This is a genomic window from Anaeromyxobacter sp. (genome assembly GCA_016718565.1).
GTDB lineage: Bacteria > Myxococcota > Myxococcia > Myxococcales > Anaeromyxobacteraceae > JADKCZ01.
This window is the reverse complement of the sequence record JADKCZ010000003.1, coordinates 135,889-155,161: the sequence shown is the minus strand read 5'-3', so window position 1 is coordinate 155,161 and position 19,273 is coordinate 135,889. Positions and strand designations below refer to the sequence as shown.

Sequence of the window (19,273 nt, the reverse complement as noted above, 5' to 3'; positions counted from 1 at the left end):
AGGCCCGCGGGCCTAGAACTTCACCATGACGTGGCGCACCGAGGTGTAGTCCTCGAGGGCGTACATCGACAGGTCCTTGCCGTAGCCCGACTGCTTGACGCCGCCGTGGGGCATCTCGGACACCAGCATGAAGTGGGTGTTGATCCAGGTGGCGCCGTACTGGAGCCGGGCGGCCACCTGCATGGCGCGCGAGACGTCGCGGGTCCAGACCGAGGACGACAGGCCGTAGTCGGAGTCGTTGGCCCAGGTCACGGCCTGCTCCACGTCGTCGAAGCGGGTCACCGAGACCACCGGCCCGAAGACCTCCCGGCGGACGATCTCGTCCTGCTGGGTGGCGCCGGCCACCACCGTGGGCTGGTAGAAGAAGCCGGCGCCGGCCCCCACCTTCCCGCCGGTGGTGATCTCCACGTGCTTCAGCGCGGCGGCCCGGTCCACGAAGCCCTTGACCCGGTCGCGGTGGGCCGCGGTGATGAGCGGCCCCATCTCCACGCCCGGCTCCTCCTGGGTGCCCATCCTGAGGCTGGCGGCGGCGGCGGTCAGGTCGGCCACCAGCCGGTCGTACACCTTGGCCCCGGCGTAGACCCGGCAGGCGGCCGTGCAGTCCTGGCCGGCGTTGTAGAAGGAGAAGGCGCGCAGGCCGCTCACCACCTGCTCCAGGTCGGCGTCGTCGAAGACGATGACCGGCGCCTTGCCGCCCAGCTCGAGGTGGGTGCGGATCAGGCTGCGGGAGGCCTGCTCCAGGATCTTCTGGCCGCTGCCGATGGAGCCGGTCACCGACACCAGCCGCACCTGGGGCTGGGCCACCAGCCCGGCCCCCACGGTGGGGCCGCGCCCGGCCACCACGTTGACCACCCCGGGCGGGAAGATGGCCGTGATCAGCTCGGCCAGCGCCAGCGAGGTGAGCGGGGTCTGCTCGGAGGGCTTCAGCACCACGGTGTTGCCGGCCGCCAGCGCCGGGGCCAGCTTCCAGGCCGCCATCATGAGCGGGTAGTTCCACGGGGCGATGGAGGCCACCACGCCCAGCGGGTCGCGCCGGATCATGGAGGTGAAGCCGGCCGCGTACTCGCCGGTGACCGCGCCGGACATGCAGCGGGCCGCGCCGGCGAAGAAGCGGAAGACGTCGGCGATGGCCGGGATCTCGTCGTTGAGCGCGGCCGCCAGCGGCTTGCCGGTGTTGCGCGACTCGAGCGCGGCCAGGGCCGGGCCGTGGGCCTCCACCGCGTCGGCCAGCTTGAGCAGCAGGGCGGCCCGGTCCTTCGGGACGGTGCGGCTCCAGGCCGGGAAGGCGGCGGCGGCGGCGGCGGCGGCGGCCGCCACCTGCTCGGCCGAGGCCTCGGGCACCAGGGCCAGCTGGGCGCCGCTGGCCGGGTCGAGGATCACCTCGGCCGGGCCGTGGCCGAGGACCAGCTCGCCGCCGATGAGGCACTTCAGGTTCATGGGCACTCCAGGAGGTCGGGCCGCGGCCCGCCGGTCAGGGGAACATCTGCTGGGTGTAGGCGTGCAGCGCCGCGCCGTAGTCGGGCTCGAGCGGCCGGCGGTACACCATGGTGGTGGCCAGCTCGGCGGCCAGGATGGCGGAGCGGTACTTGGGGGGCAGCTGCTTGATGCGCAGCTTGAAGCTGGGGTTCTCGCGGATCAGGCGGGGCAGGTGGGCCAGCAGGGCCTGGCGGTAGGGCGGCCTGAGGGTCTCCTCGGGGTGGGCCTCGAACCAGCGGAAGAGCCGGGCCTTGTGCTGGTTGATCTCGACGCTGAGCGCCTCCGAGAGCTCGGTGAAGCGCCGCCGGCCGCCCTCCTCGCGGTGGCGCCGGAACAGCAGGCTGGCCTCGTCGGTGGCGCGCCGCTCCAGGATCTCCAGCACGTCGCGCACGTACTCCGGCTTGTGCGCCATGAACTCCTGCTCGTCGAGGAGCAGGTTGCCGATGATCTCGTAGGAGGAGGAGATGACGCCGCACTTGTTGGCCGAGGCGTCGCGCAGCAGCACCACGCCGGCCTCCTGGAGCCGGACGCGGGCCTCCGGGGTGATGAAGGAGTTGGCCCCCTCGACGATCACCGGGGCGCTGGGCGTGCCGTCGGCCTTGAGGTACTGCCGCCAGTTGCCCTGGTCGATGGTCTCGGGGCGGCCGCCGGCGGGGATGAACAGGTCGGCCTCCACCCGGAAGAGCAGGGTGTCGAACTCCTGGTGGAAGTCGTCGATGGTGACCCAGTCCCATCGCAGGCCGGCGGCGGTCATCTCGACCCGGCGGTGCAGCTCGCGCAGCCCATCGGTCTTCTTCTGGTTGCGGTAGAGGACGAAGCCGCCCGGGGAGAGCCGCGACGGGTCGAAGGCCTCGGCGTCGGCCTTGAGGACCACCTGGGAGAGCGCCTCGCGGTCCAGCCCCCTGGGGTCCATCAGCGCGCCGGTGCCGTCCACGATGAGCGTGATGGCCACGCCGGGGCAGCGCTCCAGCAGCAGGCGCATGGCGTTGCCGGCCACGTCGCCGTTGGGCCCGCCGGTGAACTTCACCGAGAAGGGGTCGCGGCGCAGGTCCACGCCCCGCTCCTTCATGGCGATCTCGCAGAAGGCCACCACGCCGGTGGAGGTGACGCCGTACTCCTTGTGGTTGATGCCCACGTGCTTGGACGACATGATGCCGCCGCCCAGGATGTAGCCGCGCCGCACCGAGAGCTGGGCGATCTCCTCGATCATGGCGTCGTGCATGTTCTCGTCGGGGCCGAGCTCGATGGGCTCGTCCTCGCCGTAGTAGTCCACCACGCGCGGGTCGCGCGCCTTCCCGCCCTCGGTGACGAAGACGTCCAGGAAGGCGTTGATGAAGCCGCGCTGCACCTTGTAGAGCAGCTGGCTCTGCGCCGCCGGGGTGCGCCGCGGCCCAGGCACGTGCACCACCACCACCAGCTTGGAGCCGCCCTCGTAGATGTCCTTGTTCTTGAGGTGCTGGGTGTGGGCCAGCACGTAGTTCTCGCGGAAGAGCCGGTTGGCCACCGTGACGTAGTCGTCCCGGTTGTGGCTGAAGATGGTGCGCCAGCCGCCGCGGGCGATGTCGGCGAAGCCGATGTGGTAGCCGAGGCCGTAGCGCCCCATGAAGAAGGTGACGCGGAAGGGGCGCTCCGGCGGCAGGTCGGCGGTGAACTCCGGCCCCAGGTCGTCGAGGTAGGCCGGGTCGAGGCGGAAGGCCAGCGCCTGCTTCTCGTCCACGAAGAAGTTGGTCTTGAGGGTGCGCCTGACGAAGATCAGCGCCACCCGGAAGAGCGAGCGCCGGAAGTCGTCCAGCATGCGGTGGCCGGTGTTGTGGGCCGCCACCTCGTGCTCCGCCTCGGCCAGGGCGCGGGCGTAGGCCGCCTCGCGGTCCGGCAGGTCCGGGTCGAAGCGGGTCTTGAAGAGCTTGACCAGCTGGAGGGACATCTCCGGGTGGAAGTGGAAGGCCCGCACCACGTCCTCGAAGGTGTACCGCTCGATCTGGTTGTGGGCGCAGTTGGTGTGGCTGAAGCCGATGAAGGCGTTGACCAGCCCGGCGTCCTCGCAGGTCATCAGGCGGGGCAGGACGAAGTCGCGGTAGGTGGGCGCCTCCACCGAGAGGATCTGGGTGGCGAAGATCTGGCGGCGCAGGCTGCGGAACAGCTCCGAGTCGCGGGTCAGCGGCACCCCCTCGCGGTGGGCCACCCGGAAGCTGGCCACGAAGTAGCGCTGGCCCCCGGCCACGGCGGAGAGCGCCAGCGAGCGGCGCATCCCCAGGTTGAGGGCGTTCATGACCTCGGTGAGCTGCATGAGGAAGCCGCGCGGGGGCGGGCTGGCCACCCCGAAGAGCACGGTGGTCTCGACGCCGCCGCCGGCCGCCGGGGCCTCCACCAGGTCGAGCAGGAAGCCGCCGCGGGCCTGGCACTGGTGGAGGATCCAGGCCAGCTGGGCCACGTCTCTCGCCGGCGCCAGGCGCACGTAGTGCTGGTTGTCGGCCAGCAGCAGGCCCAGCGCCTCGTCGAGCGCGGCCGGCTTGAGGTCCGGGTGGCTGGCCGCCGCGGCGGCGTGGATGGCGCGGCGCGCCTCGCGGGCCAGCGGCTCGGGCGGCGGGGCGCCGGGCAGGGCCGGGCGGGCGAACTCGTAGCGGTGGACCTCCAGCGCCTGGGACAGCCCGGGCACCGGCGCGTCGGAGTGGAAGATCTCCGAGGCGGCGATGTCGCGGTCCTCGATCTGCTTGAGGGTCTCGAAGACCGAGCCGGGCCGGTCCAGCCGGGCCAGCACCAGCTCGTGCTCCCGGTCCACCACCGTCACCTCGCGGTCGGTGGCCAGGCGGGGCAGCGCCGCGGCCAGCCGGGCCAGCAGCTCCTCCTCCTCGCGCAGCGGGCTGGCCAGCAGGTCGGGCACCGACTCGCTCAGCCAGCGGTAGCCCTCCTTGGCGGCGGCGGCGAGGGTGGTGATGGAGCGCTGTACGTCGCGGTCGAGCCTGGACGTCTGTGGTGCGGTCATGTCCCTCCGGGGGTCAGGTGATCCCGCCGATACAGACGTACTTGATCTCCAGGTAATCCTCGATGCCGTACTTGGAGCCCTCCCGTCCGGTACCCGACTCCTTGACGCCGCCGAAGGGCGCGATCTCCGTGGAGATCAGCCCGGTGTTGAGTCCCACCATTCCGTACTCGAGCTGCTCCGAGACCCGCCAGGCCCGCGCCAGGTCACGTGTGTAGAAGTAGGATGCCAGGCCGAACTCGGTGTCGTTGGCCAGCTGCACCGCCTCGGCCTCGGTCTCGAAGCGGTAGAGCGGCGCCAGCGGCCCGAAGGTCTCCTCGCGCGACACCATCATCTCGCGGGTGGCGCCGGTGAGGACGGTGGGCTGGAAGAAGGTGCCGCCCAGGGCGTGGCGCGCCCCGCCGGTGACCACCGTGGCCCCCTTGGCCACCGCGTCGGCGATGTGCTCCTCCACCTTGCGCACCGCCCCCTCGTCGATGAGCGGCCCCTGCTGGGTCTCGGCCTTGAGGCCGTCGCCCACCGTGAGCCGGCCCACCGCCTCGGCCAGCTTGCGGGCGAACAGGTCGTAGACCCCGGCCTGCACCAGGATGCGGTTGGTGCAGACGCAGGTCTGGCCGGAGTTGCGGTACTTCGACTGGATGGCGCCCACCACCGCGGCGTCCAGGTCGGCGTCGTCGAAGACGATGAAGGGGGCGTTGCCGCCCAGCTCCATCGAGACCTTCTTCATGGTGGCGGCGCACTGGGCGGTCAGCTGCTTGCCGATCTCGGTGGAGCCGGTGAAGGTCAGCTTGCGCACCAGGGGGTTGCCGGTCAGCTCGGCGCCGATGGCCCCCGAGTCGCCGGTGATGACGTTGAAGACCCCCGGGGGCAGGCCGGCCCGCTCGCCCAGCTCCGCCAGCGCCAGCGCCGAGAAGGGGGTGGCCGAGGCCGGCTTGAGCACCACCGTGCAGCCGGCCGCCAGCGCCGGGCCGGCCTTGCGGGTGATCATGGCCGACGGGAAGTTCCACGGGGTGATGGCCGCCACCACGCCGACCGGCTGCTTCAGCACCAGGATGCGCTTGTCGGCCTGGTGGCCGGGGATGGTGTCGCCGTAGACCCGCTTGGCCTCCTCGGCGAACCACTCGATGAAGGAGGCCGAGTAGGCGATCTCGCCGCGCGACTCCGCCATGGGCTTGCCCTGCTCGGCGGTCATCAGGGTGGCCAGGTCCTCCTGGTTGGCCATGATGAGGTCGAACCAGCGGCGCAGGATGGCGGAGCGCTCCTTGGCCGTCCGGGCGCGCCAGGCGGGCAGGGCGTCGTCGGCGGCCTGGATGGCGGCGCGGGCCCCCTCGGTGCCCAGGCGCGGCACCGTGCCGATGAGGGCGCCGCTGGCGGGGTTCTTCACGGCGATGGTGCGGCCGTCGGCGGCGTCGATCCAGGCGCCGCGGACGTAGCAGCGCTGGCGGAGGAGGAACTCGTCCTTCAGGGGAACGGTGGTGGCCATGGCGCCTGGAGAGAGCCAGATCCGTGCCACCCCCCCGGGGCGGCTCGCCGGGAGCGGCGCGCCGGCCCCGTGGAGCGCCCGGCCCGGCGGCCAAGCAGCCGGAACCCCGCCGCTTCCTCCCCCTCCCTGGAGCGTCCGGGCGGGCGCCCCGGGGCGCCGGGGCGCGCGCGGCGCGGCGCAGCCGGGGCCTCGCCGCGGGCGCCCTCATGCAGCGGCGCATGAGGCGGCGGCCCGGCTCAGGTGATCCCGTACCGCTTCAGCTTGCGCGCCACCGTGGACTGGTTCACCCCCAGCGCGCGCGCCATGTCGGCCTGGCTGCGGTAGCGCTGCCGGGCCCGCAGCAGCAGGACCCGCTCGGTCCGCTCCAAGGCGGCCTCCAGGGTGGTCTCGTCGTCCCAGCTGGCCGGCGGGGCGCCGGCCTCGGCGGCCGCCGACACGGTGGGGGGCAGGTCGGTGGCGTCGATCACCTCGGTGTCGCTCATCACCACCAGCCGCTCGCACAGGTTCATCAGCTCGCGCACGTTGCCCGGCCAGCGGTAGGCCAGCAGGGCGTCGGCGGCCGACCGCGAGAGGCGGCGCCGCGCCCCCAGCCGCGCCGCGTACACGTCCACGTAGTGGCGCAGCACCGGCAGGATGCACTCGGGCCGCTCGCGCAGCGGCGGGATGGGCAGGGGGATGACGTTGAGCCGGTAGAAGAGGTCGAGGCGGAAGCGCCCCTGGTCCACCATCTCCTGCAGGTCGCGGTGGGTGGCGGCCAGGATGCGCACGTCCACCTCGCGGCTGGCGGTGGCGCCCACCCGGGTGATGCGGTGGTCCTCCAGGAAGCGCAGCAGCTTCACCTGGGAGGAGAGGGGGAGCTCGGCGATCTCGTCGAGGAAGAGGGTGCCGCCCTCGGCCGCCTCGAAGTACCCGGCCTTGCCCTTGGCCTGGGCGCCGGTGAAGGCCCCCTTCTCGTAGCCGAAGAGCTCGGCCTCCACCAGCGACTCGGGGATGGCGCCGCAGTTCACCTTGACCAGCGGCCGCTGCGCCCGCGCCGAGTACTTGTGGATCAGGTCGGCGAAGAGCCCCTTGCCCACCCCCGACTCGCCCAGGATGAGCACGGTGGACTCGGCGGCGCTCACCTTGATGGCCTGGCGCAGCGCCTTCTGCATGGCCGGGCTCTTGGCGATGACCCGGCGCGACTCCACCTTCTCGATCTGCATCTCCAGCATCTGGTCGCGGAAGCGGTCCTTGATGGCCTCCTGCTCCTCCAGGCCGCGCTGCAGCGAGTCGATCTCGGTGACGTCGCGCTCGTTGACCACCACCCGGATGAGCTGGCCGGCCTCGTCGAAGACCGGGGTGCCGGTCAGCACCAGCTTGCGCCCCCGCCGCACCTGCAGCATGTCCACCGGCCTGCGGGTGCGCAGCACCTCCAGGGTGACCGAGCGGTCGAAGACCCCCTCCTCCACGAGCTGGTGCATGGTGCGCCCCACCGCGTGGGCCGGGTCGATGGCGTTGAGCCGCGCCGAGGCCGGGTTGATGCGCAGCACCGTGGCGTCGGCGTCCGAGACCCACAGCCCCTCCGACATCGAGTTGAAGATGGCCTCCTGCTCGCGCGCCAGCGCCTCGCCGGCCCGCATGCGGCGGAGCAGCTCGTCGCGCGCGGCGCCGTCCTCCAGCAGGCACAGGGCCGCGGCCGGGCCGGCGGCGCCGCCGAGCGCCGAGAGGCGGGCCAGCAGGCTGGTCTCACCGCGCCGCAGCGGGGCCTCCTCGCCCTCGCCGCCGGCCAGCGCGCGCGAGAGGGGCCCGGCCAGCTCCGGGGCGGCCTCGGCGAAGGGACGGCCGGGGGTGAGCCCGAGCAGCGCCGCGGCCGGGCCGGCGGCGAACCGCACGACCTGGTCCGGGCCGGCCACCACCAGCCCGCGGGCGGGGCCGGAGGCGAACGAGGTCGCCAGGGCGTCTGCGTCCAGGCCAGCGGAGGCGAGCCAGGCGGCAAGGCTGGAGGCAGCATCTGCGCGCTGAGCCATGTCGCAGTTATGCCGAAGCGCATGAGTTAGGCAATTGCGCATGAGTGGCCTGGGCCGACCGTGACCGGCGAGCCGTTCAAGTGGCTGACTTCACGGGCTTTACATGTTTGGACCCGGGTGGGTTGGTGTCCCGTGCTCCTGGCACAACAGGTGCTTTGTTCCTGCGGCGCAGCCCTCTCCACCAAGGAGCATCCGGATGAACGCTCAGCTCACCCTGGTCGCCGCCGCCGTGCTGGCGGTCGCCGCACCGGCCCTGGCCGCCCCGCCCACCGCGCTCGGCAAGCCCGAGGGCCAGCTCAACATCATCGCCTGGCCCGGCTACATCGAGCGCGGCGAGTCGGACAAGGCCTACGACTGGGTCACCCAGTTCGAGAAGGAGTCCGGCTGCAAGGTCAACGTCAAGACCGCCGCCACCTCCGACGAGATGGTCGCCCTCATGAACAAGGGCGGCTACGACCTGGTGACCGCCTCGGGCGACGCCAGCCTCCGGCTGGTGTTCGGCAAGAAGGTCCAGCCCATCAACCCGGCCCTCATCCCCTCCTTCAAGACCGTGGACGACCGGCTCAAGGGCGCGCCCTGGTACGTGGTGGACGGCAAGCAGTACGGGGTGCCCTACCAGTGGGGCCCGAACGTCCTCATGTACAACACCACCGTCTTCAAGACCCCGCCCACCAGCTGGGCGGTGGTGTTCGAGGCGCAGGCGCTGCCGGACGGCAAGCCGAACAAGGGGCGCGTCCAGGCCTACGACGGCCCCATCTACGTGGCCGACGCGGCGCTCTACCTGGCCAAGAAGCGGCCCGAGCTCGGCATCAAGGACCCCTACGAGCTGAACGAGAAGCAGTACGCCGCGGCCCTCGAGGTGCTGCGCGCCCAGAAGCCGCTGGTGCACCGCTACTGGCACGACGCCACCGTGCAGATGAGCGACTTCAAGAACGAGGGCGTGGTGGCCTCCGGCTCCTGGGGCTACATGGTGAACGCGCTGCAGGGCGAGAAGCCCGCCCAGCCGGTGGCCTCCACCATCCCGGTCGAGGGCTCCACCGGGTGGGCCGACACCACCATGCTGCACGCCGACGCCAAGAACGTGACCTGCGCCTACCGGTGGATGGAGTGGTCGCTCGGCGGCAAGGTGCAGTCGGCGCTGGGCGAGTGGTTCGGCTCGGTGCCGGTGGTGCCGGCGGCCTGCCAGGTGGCGGCGCCGGGCGGCACCGACGTCTGCAAGGTGAACGGCTTCGACCGCTTCGCCGAGGTCCGCTTCTGGAAGACCCCCACCGCCAAGTGCAGCCAGGGGACCTGCGTGCCCTACAGCAAGTGGGTCGCCGACTACATCGCCATCATGGGCGGCCGCTAGGCCGGCGCGTGCCGCCGGGTCCTCCTCCCCAGGGCCCGGCGCCCGCGCTCCCCCGGAGCCCGCCGCGATGAGCGTCGCCGTCGAGCTGGTCGAGGTGAGCCGCCGCTACGGCGCGGTGCGCGCCGTGGACGGCGTGTCGCTGGCCATCGAGGACGGCGAGTTCTTCTCCATGCTGGGCCCCTCCGGCTCCGGCAAGACCACCTGCCTGCGCCTCATCGCCGGCTTCGACCTGCCCAGCGCGGGGCGCATCCTGCTGCACGGCCAGGACGCCTCGGCGCTGCCGCCCTACCAGCGCGACGTCAACACCGTCTTCCAGGACTACGCCCTCTTCCCGCACCTCTCGGTGCTCGACAACGTGGCCTATGGGCTGCGGGTCAAGGGGGTGGACCGGGCCTCCCGGGAGCGTCAGGCCGGGGCGGCCCTGGAGCAGGTGGCGCTGGGCGGCTTCGGCGACCGCCGGCCCGGCCAGCTCTCCGGCGGGCAGCGGCAGCGGGTGGCGCTGGCGCGGGCGCTGGTCAACAAGCCGCGGGTGCTGCTGCTCGACGAGCCGCTCGGCGCCCTGGACCTCAAGCTGCGCGAGCAGATGCAGACCGAGCTGAAGGGGCTGCAGCGCCGCCTGGGCATCACCTTCGTGTACGTCACCCACGACCAGGGCGAGGCCCTGTCGATGTCCGACCGGGTGGCGGTCTTCAACCGGGGGCGGCTCGAGCAGGTGGACAGCCCCCGCAACCTCTACACCCGCCCGCGCACCGTCTTCGTGGCCAGCTTCGTGGGCACCGCCAACGTGCTCACCGGGGCGCTGGCGCGCCGCCTGGCCGGGGCGGAGCACCCCATCTCCATCCGGCCGGAGCACATCCGGGTGGGCGCCCCGCGGGACGCCGAGGTGGGGGTGCGCGGCCGGCTGGTGGACGTCCAGTACCACGGGCCGGTCAGCCGCTGGGCCGTGGAGGTGGAGGGCGCCACCCTCTCGGTGAGCGTGCCCAACCCGGACGGCGAGGGCGCCGCGCCGCCGCCCGAGGGCAGCAGCGTCGAGCTGGCCTGGGCCACCACCGCCATGACCGCCCTGGAGGCGGCCGCCTCGCCCGCATGAGCGCGCCGGCCGCCACCGCGCCCGCGCCGCTGGCCCCCGCCGCCGGGAGGCTGCGGAGCCTCTCCACCTTCCTCTACCGGCGCGGCACCCTCACGCTCCTGCTGCTGCTGGTCCCGCCGCTGCTCTGGTTCGGGGTGGTCTACCTGGGGTCCCTGCTCGCGCTGGTCTGGCAGAGCAGCTACACCTTCGACGACTTCACCATGGCGGTGACGCCCGACCTCACCTGGGCCAACTACCTGGCGCTGCTCGACCCGGCCAACCTCGACGTGGTGCTGCGCACCGTGGGCATGGCGCTCGCGGTGACGGTGGCCTGCGCCGTGCTGGCCTTCCCGCTGGCCTACTACATGGCCCGCCACGCCAGCGGCGGCCTGAAGGGCTTCCTCTACGTGGCGGTCATGCTGCCCATGTGGGCCAGCTACATCGTCAAGGCCTACGCCTGGACCGTCATCCTGGCCCGGGGCGGGGTGGTCTACTGGTTCACCGGCGCACTGGGGCTGACCGGGGCGCTGGAGTGGGTGCTGACGCTGCCGGTGGTGGGCGGCTCCTCGCTCTCCACCTCCACGCTGGGCCGCTTCCTGGTCTTCACCTACGTCTGGCTGCCCTTCATGATCCTGCCCACCCAGGCGGCCATCGAGCGGGTCCCGGAGAACCTGCTGCAGGCCTCGGCCGACCTGGGGGCGCGCCCCGACCAGACCTTCCGCACCGTGCTCCTGCCGCTGGCCTTCCCGGGCGTGGTGGCCGGCTCCATCTTCACCTTCTCGCTCACCCTGGGTGACTACATCATCCCGCAGCTGGTGGGCCCGCCCGGGCTGTTCGTGGGCACCATGGTCTACACGCTGCAGGGCTCGGTGGGGAACCTCCCGCTGGCGGCGGCCTTCACCGCGGTGCCCATCGCGCTGGTGGCCGCCTACCTGGCGCTGGCGCGCCGGCTGGGAGCCTTCGATGCCCTCTGAGGCCGCGGCCCGGGGGCGGCGCGCCCCGTGGTGGCTGGCCGCGCTGGCCTGGGGCGGCGTCCTCTTCCTGCACCTCCCCATCCTGGTGGTGGCCCTCTACGCCTTCAGCACCGAGGAGAGCGCCTTCAGCTTCCCGCCGCCGGGCCTGACGCTCCGCTGGTTCGCCCAGGCGGCGGCCCGCGACGACGTGGTGCAGGCCATCCTGCTGTCGGCCCGGCTGGCGCTGGTGGCCACCGCCGGGGCGCTCCTGCTCGGCACCCTGGCGGCGCTGGCGCTGGCGCGCCGCACCTTCCCGGGCAAGGACGCCATCACCCTGATCTTCATCCTGCCCATCGCGCTGCCCGGCATCATCACCGGCATCGCGCTGCTCTCGGCCTTCCGGCTGGGCGGCCTGGAGCCCGGCTTCTGGACCATCGCGGTGGGCCACGCCACCTTCTGCGTGGTGGTGGTCTACAACAACGTGGTGGCCAGGCTGCGGCGCCTGCCGCACAGCCTGGTGGAGGCCTCCATGGACCTGGGGGCCGACGCCTTCCAGACCTTCCGCCGGGTGGTGCTGCCGCAGCTGGCCACCTCGCTGCTGGCCGGCGGCATCCTGGCCTTCGGGCTCTCCTTCGACGAGATCATCGTCACCACCTTCACCGCGGGCCACGAGCAGACCCTGCCCATCTGGCTCATGGGCCAGCTGAGCCGCCCGCGCGACGTGCCCGTCACCAACGTGGTGGCGCTGGTGGTGATGCTGGTGACCGCCCTGCCCATCGTGGCGGCCTGGTGGCTCACGCGCGGCACCGAGGACGTGGCGGGGTCCGGCAAGTGATCCGCCCGAGGAGATGACCATGGCCCGCACCCCGCTGCTCCGCTCCCTCATCCAGCTCACCGCCGAGCACCGGCGGGCCCGCTCGGCCGGCCTGCCGGTGGAGGCCGTCCGCGAGGCCGCGGCCCGCGCCGCGGAGGGCCGGCTGACGCGCCGGGCCTTCCTGGCGGGCACGGCCGCGGCCGGGGCGGCCGCCGCCTTCCCGCTGCTCGGCGTCGCCACGGGCACCACCCCGGTGAAGGTGGCCATCCTGGGGGGCGGCATGGCCGGCCTGACGGCGGCGCTGCAGCTCACCGACGCCGGCTTCGCCCCCACCGTCTACGAGGCCTCCGGCCGCTTCGGCGGGCGCATGAAGTCGGAGAAGGGCGGGGGCCGGCCGGGCTGCGGGGCCTGCCACGACGTGGAGCAGCCGGCCGGCGCCGACTGGGCCGACGGGCAGGTGACCGACCTCTTCGGCGAGTTCATCGACAGCGGCCACGAGGCCATGCAGGCGCTGGCCAGGCGCTTCCGCCTGCCGCTGGTGGACCTGCTGGCGGCCGAGGCCAAGGGGGCCACCGAGACCTACTTCCTCGGCGGGGCGCACTGGTCCAAGGCCGACGCGGACCAGGCCTACCGGGCGCTGGTCGGGCCGCTGCTGGAGGACCTGGCCGCGGCCGAGGAGACCACCTGGGAGACCCTCACGCCGGCCGGGCGCGCGCTCGACGACCTGAGCCTGGCGCAGTGGATCGAGCGGCGGGTGCCGGGCGGCGCCGCCTCCCCGCTGGGGAAGCTCCTCGACCTGGCCTACGCCATCGAGTTCGGGGCCGACGCGGCCGACCAGAGCGCCCTCAACCTGGTGACGCTGCTCGGCTACAACCCCTCGAAGCGGCGGCTCAACCTCTACGGCGAGTCGGACGAGAAGTACCGCATCGCCGGCGGGGTGGAGGAGCTGCCGCGGGCGCTGGTGAAGCACCTCTCGAGCCGCTGCACCCTGGAGCTGGGGTGGGAGCTGACCCGGGTGGCGCTGCGGCCCGACGGCGCGGTGGCGCTCTCCTTCCTCGGCAAGCCGGAGGTGGTGGCCGACCACGTCATCCTGACCGTGCCCTTCGCCGCCCTGCGCGCGGTGGACCTGTCGCAGGCCGGCTTCGACGAGCGCAAGCTCCGGGCCATCCGCGAGCTGGGCTACGGCCACAACGGCAAGCTGCAGCTCCAGTTCACGGACCGGCTGTGGCGCAGCAAGGGCCCCTGGGGTGTCTCCAGCGGGCAGGCCTACGCCGACACCGGGCTGCAGTCCATCTGGGAGTCCACCCGCGGCCAGCCCGGCCGGAGCGGCATCCTGGCCAACTACACCGGCGGGTCGGGGGCCGACGCCATGGCCATCCGCCACCCCTACGCGGCGGTGTCGGATCCCCGGGTCTCCCAGGACGTGGAGCGCTTCCTGCTCCAGGCCGAGCCGGTCTTCCCGGGGCTGAGGGCGCGCTGGAACGGTCGGGCCGCCGGGACCATGGCGCACCTCAACCGCTTCTGGGGCGGCGCCTACTCCTACTACCGGGTCGGCCAGTGGGGGGCCTTCGGCGGGTACGAGCCGGTGCCCCAGGGCCCTGTCCGGTTCGCGGGCGAGCACTGCACACAGGAGGCGCAGGGCTACATGGAGGGGGCGGCCCTGACGGGCCGGGCGGCCGGCCGCGAGGTGGTGGCGGCGCTCAGGAAGCGCCCGGCGCGCCCGCGCCGGTGAGGCCTGGCCCCATCGTTGCACTTGCCGCTCGGTGAACGCAGCGCCACAGTCCAGAGGTCCGAGACCCACCCGATGACCACCCAGGCCGACGCCGCACCGCCGACCCGCCGCTCCTTCGAGCACGCCCCCGCCGCCATCGAGGTGGAGGGGCTGACGCGCCGCTTCGCCGACTTCACGGCGCTCGACTCGGTGGACGTCACCATCCGCGAGGGGGAGTTCTTCTCGCTGCTGGGCCCCTCCGGCTGCGGCAAGACCACCCTGCTGCGCATCATCGGCGGGCTCGACCAGGCCGATGGCGGGGTGGTCCGCATCGCCGGCCAGGACGCCCGCACCATCCCGGCCCACAAGCGGCCGGTCAACACCGTCTTCCAGTCCTACGCGCTCTTCCCGCACCTGACGGTGCGCCAGAACGTGGCCTTCGGCCTGCGCATGAAGCGGGTGGCCGAGCCGGAGCGCGGCCAGCGGGTCGAGAAGGCCATCGAGATGGTGCAGATCGGCGCCTTCGCCGACCGCAAGCCGGGCCAGCTCTCCGGCGGGCAGAAGCAGCGGGTGGCGCTGGCGCGGGCGCTGGTCAACGAGCCGAAGGTGCTGCTGCTCGACGAGCCGCTGGGCGCCCTGGACCTCAAGCTTCGCAAGGAGCTGCAGGTGGAGCTGCTCGGCCTGCAGCGGCGCCTGGGCATCACCTTCGTCTTCGTCACCCACGACCAGGAGGAGGCGCTGGTGATGAGCGACCGCATCGCGGTGATGCGGGCCGGCAAGATCGAGCAGCTCGGCGAGGTGCGCGCGCTCTACGAGCGGCCGCGCAACCGCTTCGTGGGGCAGTTCCTGGGGTCCTGCAACCTGCTGGAGGGCGCGGTGGAGAGCTCCTCCCCGGAGGAGCTGACGCTGGCCAGCCCGGTGGGCACGCTGCGGGCGCGGCGCCGCCCCGGCGACCCGGGCGCGGTGGGCACGCTCACCCTGGCCATCCGGCCCGAGAAGGTGCGGCTGCTGCCGGACTTCGGGAAGGGCGAGAACCGCTTCGAGTGCATCGTCGAGCAGCTCATCTACACCGGCAACGCCTCCCACTACCACCTGCGCTGCGGCCAGCAGAAGATCAAGGCCGAGGTGATGAACGCGGCGGCCGGGGCGGTGGAGCGGCAGGTGGGCCAGCGGGTGGCGGTGGAGCTGCCGGCCGACAGCCTGGTGGTCCTGGAGGACTGATGGCCAGGAAGGCGCGCGCCATCGAGGTCCGGTTCGGGGAGCAGCTCACCTTCTGGGGGCAGCTGGTCCGCTCGGCCTTCACCAGCGGCCCGGCCATCGCCTGGGTCACCGTGCTGCTGCTGGTGCCCATGCTGGGCATCCTGCTCACCAGCGTGCTCACCCGCGGGCCCTACGGCGAGATCGAGCTGCGCTTCACCCTGGAGAACTACCGGCGGCTGGCCGGCTTCGGGCTCTTCGGCTTCGATCCCCAGTACCCCTTCATCATCCTGCGCAGCCTGGTGATGGCGGCGGGCACCACCGCGGTCTGCCTGCTGGCCGGGTTCCCGCTGGCCTTCTTCATCTCGGCGCTGCCCGGGCGGCTCAAGCAGGTGGCCCTGACCCTGGTGGTCATCCCGTTCTGGACCAACCTGCTCATCCGCACCTACGCCTGGCAGCTGCTGCTCGGGCCGGACAGCTTCCTGGCCACGGTGGCCGAGGCGCTGCACCTGGTGGAGGAGGACGCCCCGCTCTACCCGGGCACCTTCGCGGTCTACCTGGGCATGCTGTGCGCCTACCTGCCGTTCCTGGTGCTGCCGCTCTACACCTCGGTGGAGAAGATCGACTGGTCCATCGCCGAGGCCGCCTCCGACCTGGGCGCCGACGGGCCGCGCGTCTTCTGGCACGCCATCCTCCCGCAGGTCATGCCGGGCGTGGTGGCCGGCATGGTGCTGGTCTTCATCCCCGCCACCGGCCAGTTCGTCATCCCCGACCTGCTGGGCGGGGCCAAGACGGTCATGCTGGGCAACGCCATCCAGCAGCAGTACGGCGCCAGCCGCGACTGGCCCTTCGGCGCCGCCATCACCCTGGTGGGCATGGCGGTGGTGCTGGGCGGGCTGCTGCTGCAGCAGCGCTTCACCAGGAAGGGCGGCGAGCCGGGGGAGGGGATGCTGTGAGAAAGCTCTCCTGGCCGCTCTGGCTCACCTCGGGCCTGCTCTACGTCTTCCTCTACGCCCCCATCGTGGTGGTGATCGTCTACTCCTTCAACTCGGCGCGCCACGGCGGCCCGTGGCGGGGCTTCACCTGGCAGTGGTACGCCACCCTGCTCGACAACCAGGACAAGCTGGCGGCGGCCCGCAACACGCTGGTGCTGGGCGGCCTCTCCACGCTGGTCTCGACGCTGCTGGGCACCGGGCTGGGCTACGGCCTGTCGCGCTACCAGTTCCCCGGCAAGCGGTTCTTCTCGTTCCTCATGTACATCCCGGTGGTCATCCCGGACATCGTCATGGCGGTGGCCATGCTGATGTTCTACTCGCAGGTGCGCCAGTGGCTGGGCTTCCTCGAGCTGGGCATGACCACCATGGTGCTGGCCCACGTCACCTTCCAGATCCCCTTCGTGGCCATCGTGGTGCGGTCGCGCATGGTGGGCATGGACCAGTCCATCGAGGAGGCGGCCCACGACCTGGGGGCCACCTCGCTGCAGACCTTCCTGCACGTCACCCTGCCCCTGATCCTGCCGGCCGTGGTGGCCGGCGGCATGCTGGCCTTCACCCTCTCGCTCGACGACTTCGTGGTGAGCTTCTTCACCACCGGCCCGGGCGCCTCCACCCTGCCCATCCTCATCTACGCGTCGGTGAAGCGGGGCATCACGCCCGACATCAACGCGCTGTCGTCCGTCATCATCCTGATCTCGGTGATCGGGACCGTCCTGCCCATGCTGCTGCAGCGCCCTGCCAAGCACAGAGGAGACACCTGATGCGTCACGCCCTGAAGTCGCTGGCCCTGGCCGTCGTCGCCGCGCTCGCGTTGAGCGCCTGCTCCAAGCAGGAGGCCCCACCGGCCCCGGCCGCGGCCGCCCCGGCGCCGGTGGCCGCCAAGGAGCCCTGCACCCTCAACGTCTTCATCTGGTCCGAGTACATGGACCCGGAGATCATCAAGGCCTTCGAGCAGAAGTACTCGTGCAAGGTCACCATCGACCTGTACGAGGACAACGAGTCGATGATCGCCAAGCTGCAGGGCGGCGGCACGTCGCTGTACGACATCGTGGTGCCGGGCAACTACGTGGTCGCGGCCATGGTGAAGCTCGACCTGCTGGCGCCGCTGCGCAAGGAGAACATCCCCAACCTGAAGAACCTGGACGACAAGTTCGTCAGCCCGGCCTACGACCGGGACAACAAGTACACCGCGGCCTACCAGTGGGGCACGGTGGGCATCTACACCCGCAAGAAGCCGGGGCAGGCCGTCGACGAGACCTGGGGGCTGCTCTTCGACCCCAAGGCCAAGCCCGGCGCCTTCCTCATGATGGACTCCATCCGCGAGATGATGGGCTCGGCCCTCAAGTACAAGGGGTACTCGGTCAACACCACCGACCAGAAGCAGCTCAAGGAGGCGGCGGACCTGCTGGCGGCCGCCAAGAAGCGCTCGCAGGGCTTCGAGGGCGGCGTGGGTGGCAAGAACAAGGTGCTGGCCAAGGCCGTCAAGGCGGCCGTGGTCTACAACGGCGACGCCGTCAAGGGCACCAAGGACGACCCGGAGACCTACTACTTCGTGCCCCGCGAGGGCGGCGTCATCTGGGTGGACAACCTGGCCATCCCGTCCAAGGCGCCGCACCGCGAGACCGCCGAGAAGTTCATCGACTTCATCCTGGACCCGAAGGTCGGCGCCCAGCTCTCCGACTTCAACCAGTACGCCACCCCCAACAAGGCGGCGCGGGCGCTGGTCAACGCCGACGACGGGAAGAACCCGGCCATCTACCCGCCGCCCGAGATGATGGCCAAGCTGGAGTTCGTGGAGGACCTGGGCGAGCAGAACCGGCTCTTCGACGAGATCTGGACCATGGTGAAGTCGAAGTAGCCGCGCCGGCTCCTCCGGCCCATGGGCGCCATCGACCGCAGGCGGCTGGCCGCCGCCCTCTCCTCCGAGCTCGCCACCTTCGGCGCGGCGCACCCGCGCTCGCGCGAGCTCTTCGAGCGGGCCAAGGCGCACCTGCACGACGGCGTGCCCATGAGCTGGATGAGCCGCTGGGCCGGCGCGTTCCCGCTCTTCGTGGCGGGGGCGCGCGGCGCCCGCTTCACCGACGTGGACGGTCGGGAGTACGTCGACTTCTGCCTGGGCGACACCGGGGCCATGACCGGCCACTCGCCGCCGGCCGCGCTGGCCGCCATCCAGGCGCAGCTCGGCCGCGGCCTCACCTTCATGCTGCCCACCGAGGACGCGCTGGTGGTGGCGGCCGAGCTGGCGCGGCGCTTCGGCCTGCCCTCCTGGCAGCTGGCCTCGACGGCCACCGACGCCAACCGCTTCGTCATCCGCATCGCCCGGCACGTCACCGGGCGGCCCAGGGTGCTGGTGTTCAACTGGTGCTACCACGGCACCGTGGACGAGACCTTCGCCACCCTGGGCCCGGACGGCCGGGTCGGGCCGCGCCCCGGCAACGTGGGCCCACCGGTGGACCCGGCGGTGACCACCCGGGTGGTGGAGTTCAACGACCTCCCGGCGCTGGAGCGCGAGCTGGCCCACGGCGACGTGGCCTGCGTGCTGGCCGAGCCGGCCATGACCAACATCGGCATCGTCTTGCCCGACCCGGGCTTCCACGAGGCGCTGCGGGCCCTCACCCGGAAGCACGGCACCTTGCTGGTCATCGACGAGACCCACACCATCTCGGCCGGGCCGGGCGGCTGCACCCGCGCCTGGGGGCTGTCGCCGGACTTCGTCACGGTGGGCAAGCCGCTGGCCTCCGGCCTGCCGGCCGCGGTCTACGGCTTCACCGCCGAGGTGGCGGCGCGCTGGCGGGAGCGCACCTCGCCCGACCTGGCCGACACCGGCGGCATCGGCGGCACCCTGGCCGGCAACGCCCTGGCCCTGGCGGCCATGCGCGCCACCCTCACCGAGGTGCTCACCGAGGAGGCCTACGGCCGCATGATCCCGCTGGCCGGGCGGTTCGCCGCCGGCGTGGAGGGGGTCATCGCCGAGCTCGGGCTGCCCTGGATCGTGAAGCGGCTGGGGGCCCGCGCCGAGTACTGGTTCCGCGCCGTCGCGCCCCGCAACGGCGGGGAGGCGGCCGCGGCGGTGGACGGCGAGCTGGATCGCTACATGCACCTGGCCGCGCTCAACCGCGGCGTGCTCATGACGCCCTTCCACAACATGGCGCTGATGTGCCCGGCCACCACCGAGGCCGACGTGGACTTGCACACCCGGGTGTTTCGCGAGAGCGTGGCGGCGGTGCTGACATGACCCCCA

The 19,273-nt window shown here is 72.2% G+C and carries 14 protein-coding genes; 10 read left to right on the top strand and 4 right to left on the bottom strand.

Features of this window, described 5'->3' with window-relative positions:
- Positions 1 to 12 precede the first annotated feature (12 nt).
- From IPO09_10835 to IPO09_10820, 4 genes are all read right to left on the bottom strand, one after another.
- Positions 13 to 1,437 (bottom strand): gamma-aminobutyraldehyde dehydrogenase, encoded by a 1,425-nt coding sequence (locus IPO09_10835; protein ID MBK9517831.1) that lies wholly within the window; start codon positions 1,435 to 1,437, stop codon positions 13 to 15.
- 34 nt (positions 1,438 to 1,471) lie between these two features.
- Positions 1,472 to 4,459 (bottom strand): NAD-glutamate dehydrogenase, encoded by a 2,988-nt coding sequence (locus tag IPO09_10830; protein MBK9517830.1) that lies wholly within the window; start codon positions 4,457 to 4,459, stop codon positions 1,472 to 1,474.
- A gap of 13 nt (positions 4,460 to 4,472) precedes the next feature.
- Positions 4,473 to 5,939, bottom strand: a complete 1,467-nt coding sequence (gene gabD / locus IPO09_10825; GenBank protein MBK9517829.1) for an NADP-dependent succinate-semialdehyde dehydrogenase — start codon at positions 5,937 to 5,939, stop codon at positions 4,473 to 4,475.
- Between the two features lie 236 nt (positions 5,940 to 6,175).
- Complete coding sequence (locus IPO09_10820; protein MBK9517828.1) at positions 6,176 to 7,945, bottom strand: sigma 54-interacting transcriptional regulator; 1,770 nt, start codon at positions 7,943 to 7,945, stop codon at positions 6,176 to 6,178.
- Between the two features lie 196 nt (positions 7,946 to 8,141).
- On the opposite strand from IPO09_10820, the gene IPO09_10815 reads away from it, so the two are divergent.
- From IPO09_10815 to IPO09_10770, 10 genes are all read left to right on the top strand, one after another.
- Positions 8,142 to 9,293, top strand: coding sequence for an ABC transporter substrate-binding protein (locus IPO09_10815; GenBank protein MBK9517827.1), 1,152 nt, complete (start codon positions 8,142 to 8,144; stop codon positions 9,291 to 9,293).
- A 67-nt stretch (positions 9,294 to 9,360) separates the two neighbouring features.
- A complete protein-coding gene (locus IPO09_10810) occupies positions 9,361 to 10,383 on the top strand; it encodes an ABC transporter ATP-binding protein (GenBank protein ID MBK9517826.1) in 1,023 nt (340 codons plus the stop codon).
- A complete protein-coding gene (locus IPO09_10805) occupies positions 10,380 to 11,336 on the top strand; it encodes an ABC transporter permease (protein MBK9517825.1) in 957 nt (318 codons plus the stop codon). Before IPO09_10810 ends, IPO09_10805 begins: the two co-directional genes overlap by 4 nt.
- Positions 11,326 to 12,150, top strand: coding sequence for an ABC transporter permease (locus tag IPO09_10800; GenBank protein MBK9517824.1), 825 nt, complete (start codon positions 11,326 to 11,328; stop codon positions 12,148 to 12,150). Before IPO09_10805 ends, IPO09_10800 begins: the two co-directional genes overlap by 11 nt.
- A gap of 19 nt (positions 12,151 to 12,169) precedes the next feature.
- Positions 12,170 to 13,861 carry an FAD-dependent oxidoreductase gene (locus IPO09_10795; protein MBK9517823.1) on the top strand — a complete coding sequence of 564 codons (1,692 nt, stop codon included), beginning with the start codon at positions 12,170 to 12,172 and terminating at the stop codon, positions 13,859 to 13,861.
- Between the two features lie 72 nt (positions 13,862 to 13,933).
- Complete coding sequence (locus tag IPO09_10790) at positions 13,934 to 15,061, top strand: ABC transporter ATP-binding protein (GenBank protein ID MBK9517822.1); 1,128 nt, start codon at positions 13,934 to 13,936, stop codon at positions 15,059 to 15,061.
- Positions 15,061 to 15,993, top strand: coding sequence for an ABC transporter permease (locus tag IPO09_10785; protein ID MBK9517821.1), 933 nt, complete (start codon positions 15,061 to 15,063; stop codon positions 15,991 to 15,993). Before IPO09_10790 ends, IPO09_10785 begins: the two co-directional genes overlap by 1 nt.
- Positions 15,990 to 16,793: an ABC transporter permease gene (locus IPO09_10780; GenBank protein MBK9517820.1), complete on the top strand. Its 804-nt coding sequence runs from the start codon at positions 15,990 to 15,992 to the stop codon at positions 16,791 to 16,793. The genes IPO09_10785 and IPO09_10780 overlap by 4 nt, the downstream gene beginning before the upstream one ends.
- Positions 16,793 to 17,890 (top strand): spermidine/putrescine ABC transporter substrate-binding protein, encoded by a 1,098-nt coding sequence (locus IPO09_10775; GenBank protein MBK9517819.1) that lies wholly within the window; start codon positions 16,793 to 16,795, stop codon positions 17,888 to 17,890. Before IPO09_10780 ends, IPO09_10775 begins: the two co-directional genes overlap by 1 nt.
- 21 nt (positions 17,891 to 17,911) lie before the next feature.
- Positions 17,912 to 19,267, top strand: a complete 1,356-nt coding sequence (locus IPO09_10770) for an aspartate aminotransferase family protein (GenBank protein MBK9517818.1) — start codon at positions 17,912 to 17,914, stop codon at positions 19,265 to 19,267.
- Positions 19,268 to 19,273: the final 6 nt, after the last annotated feature.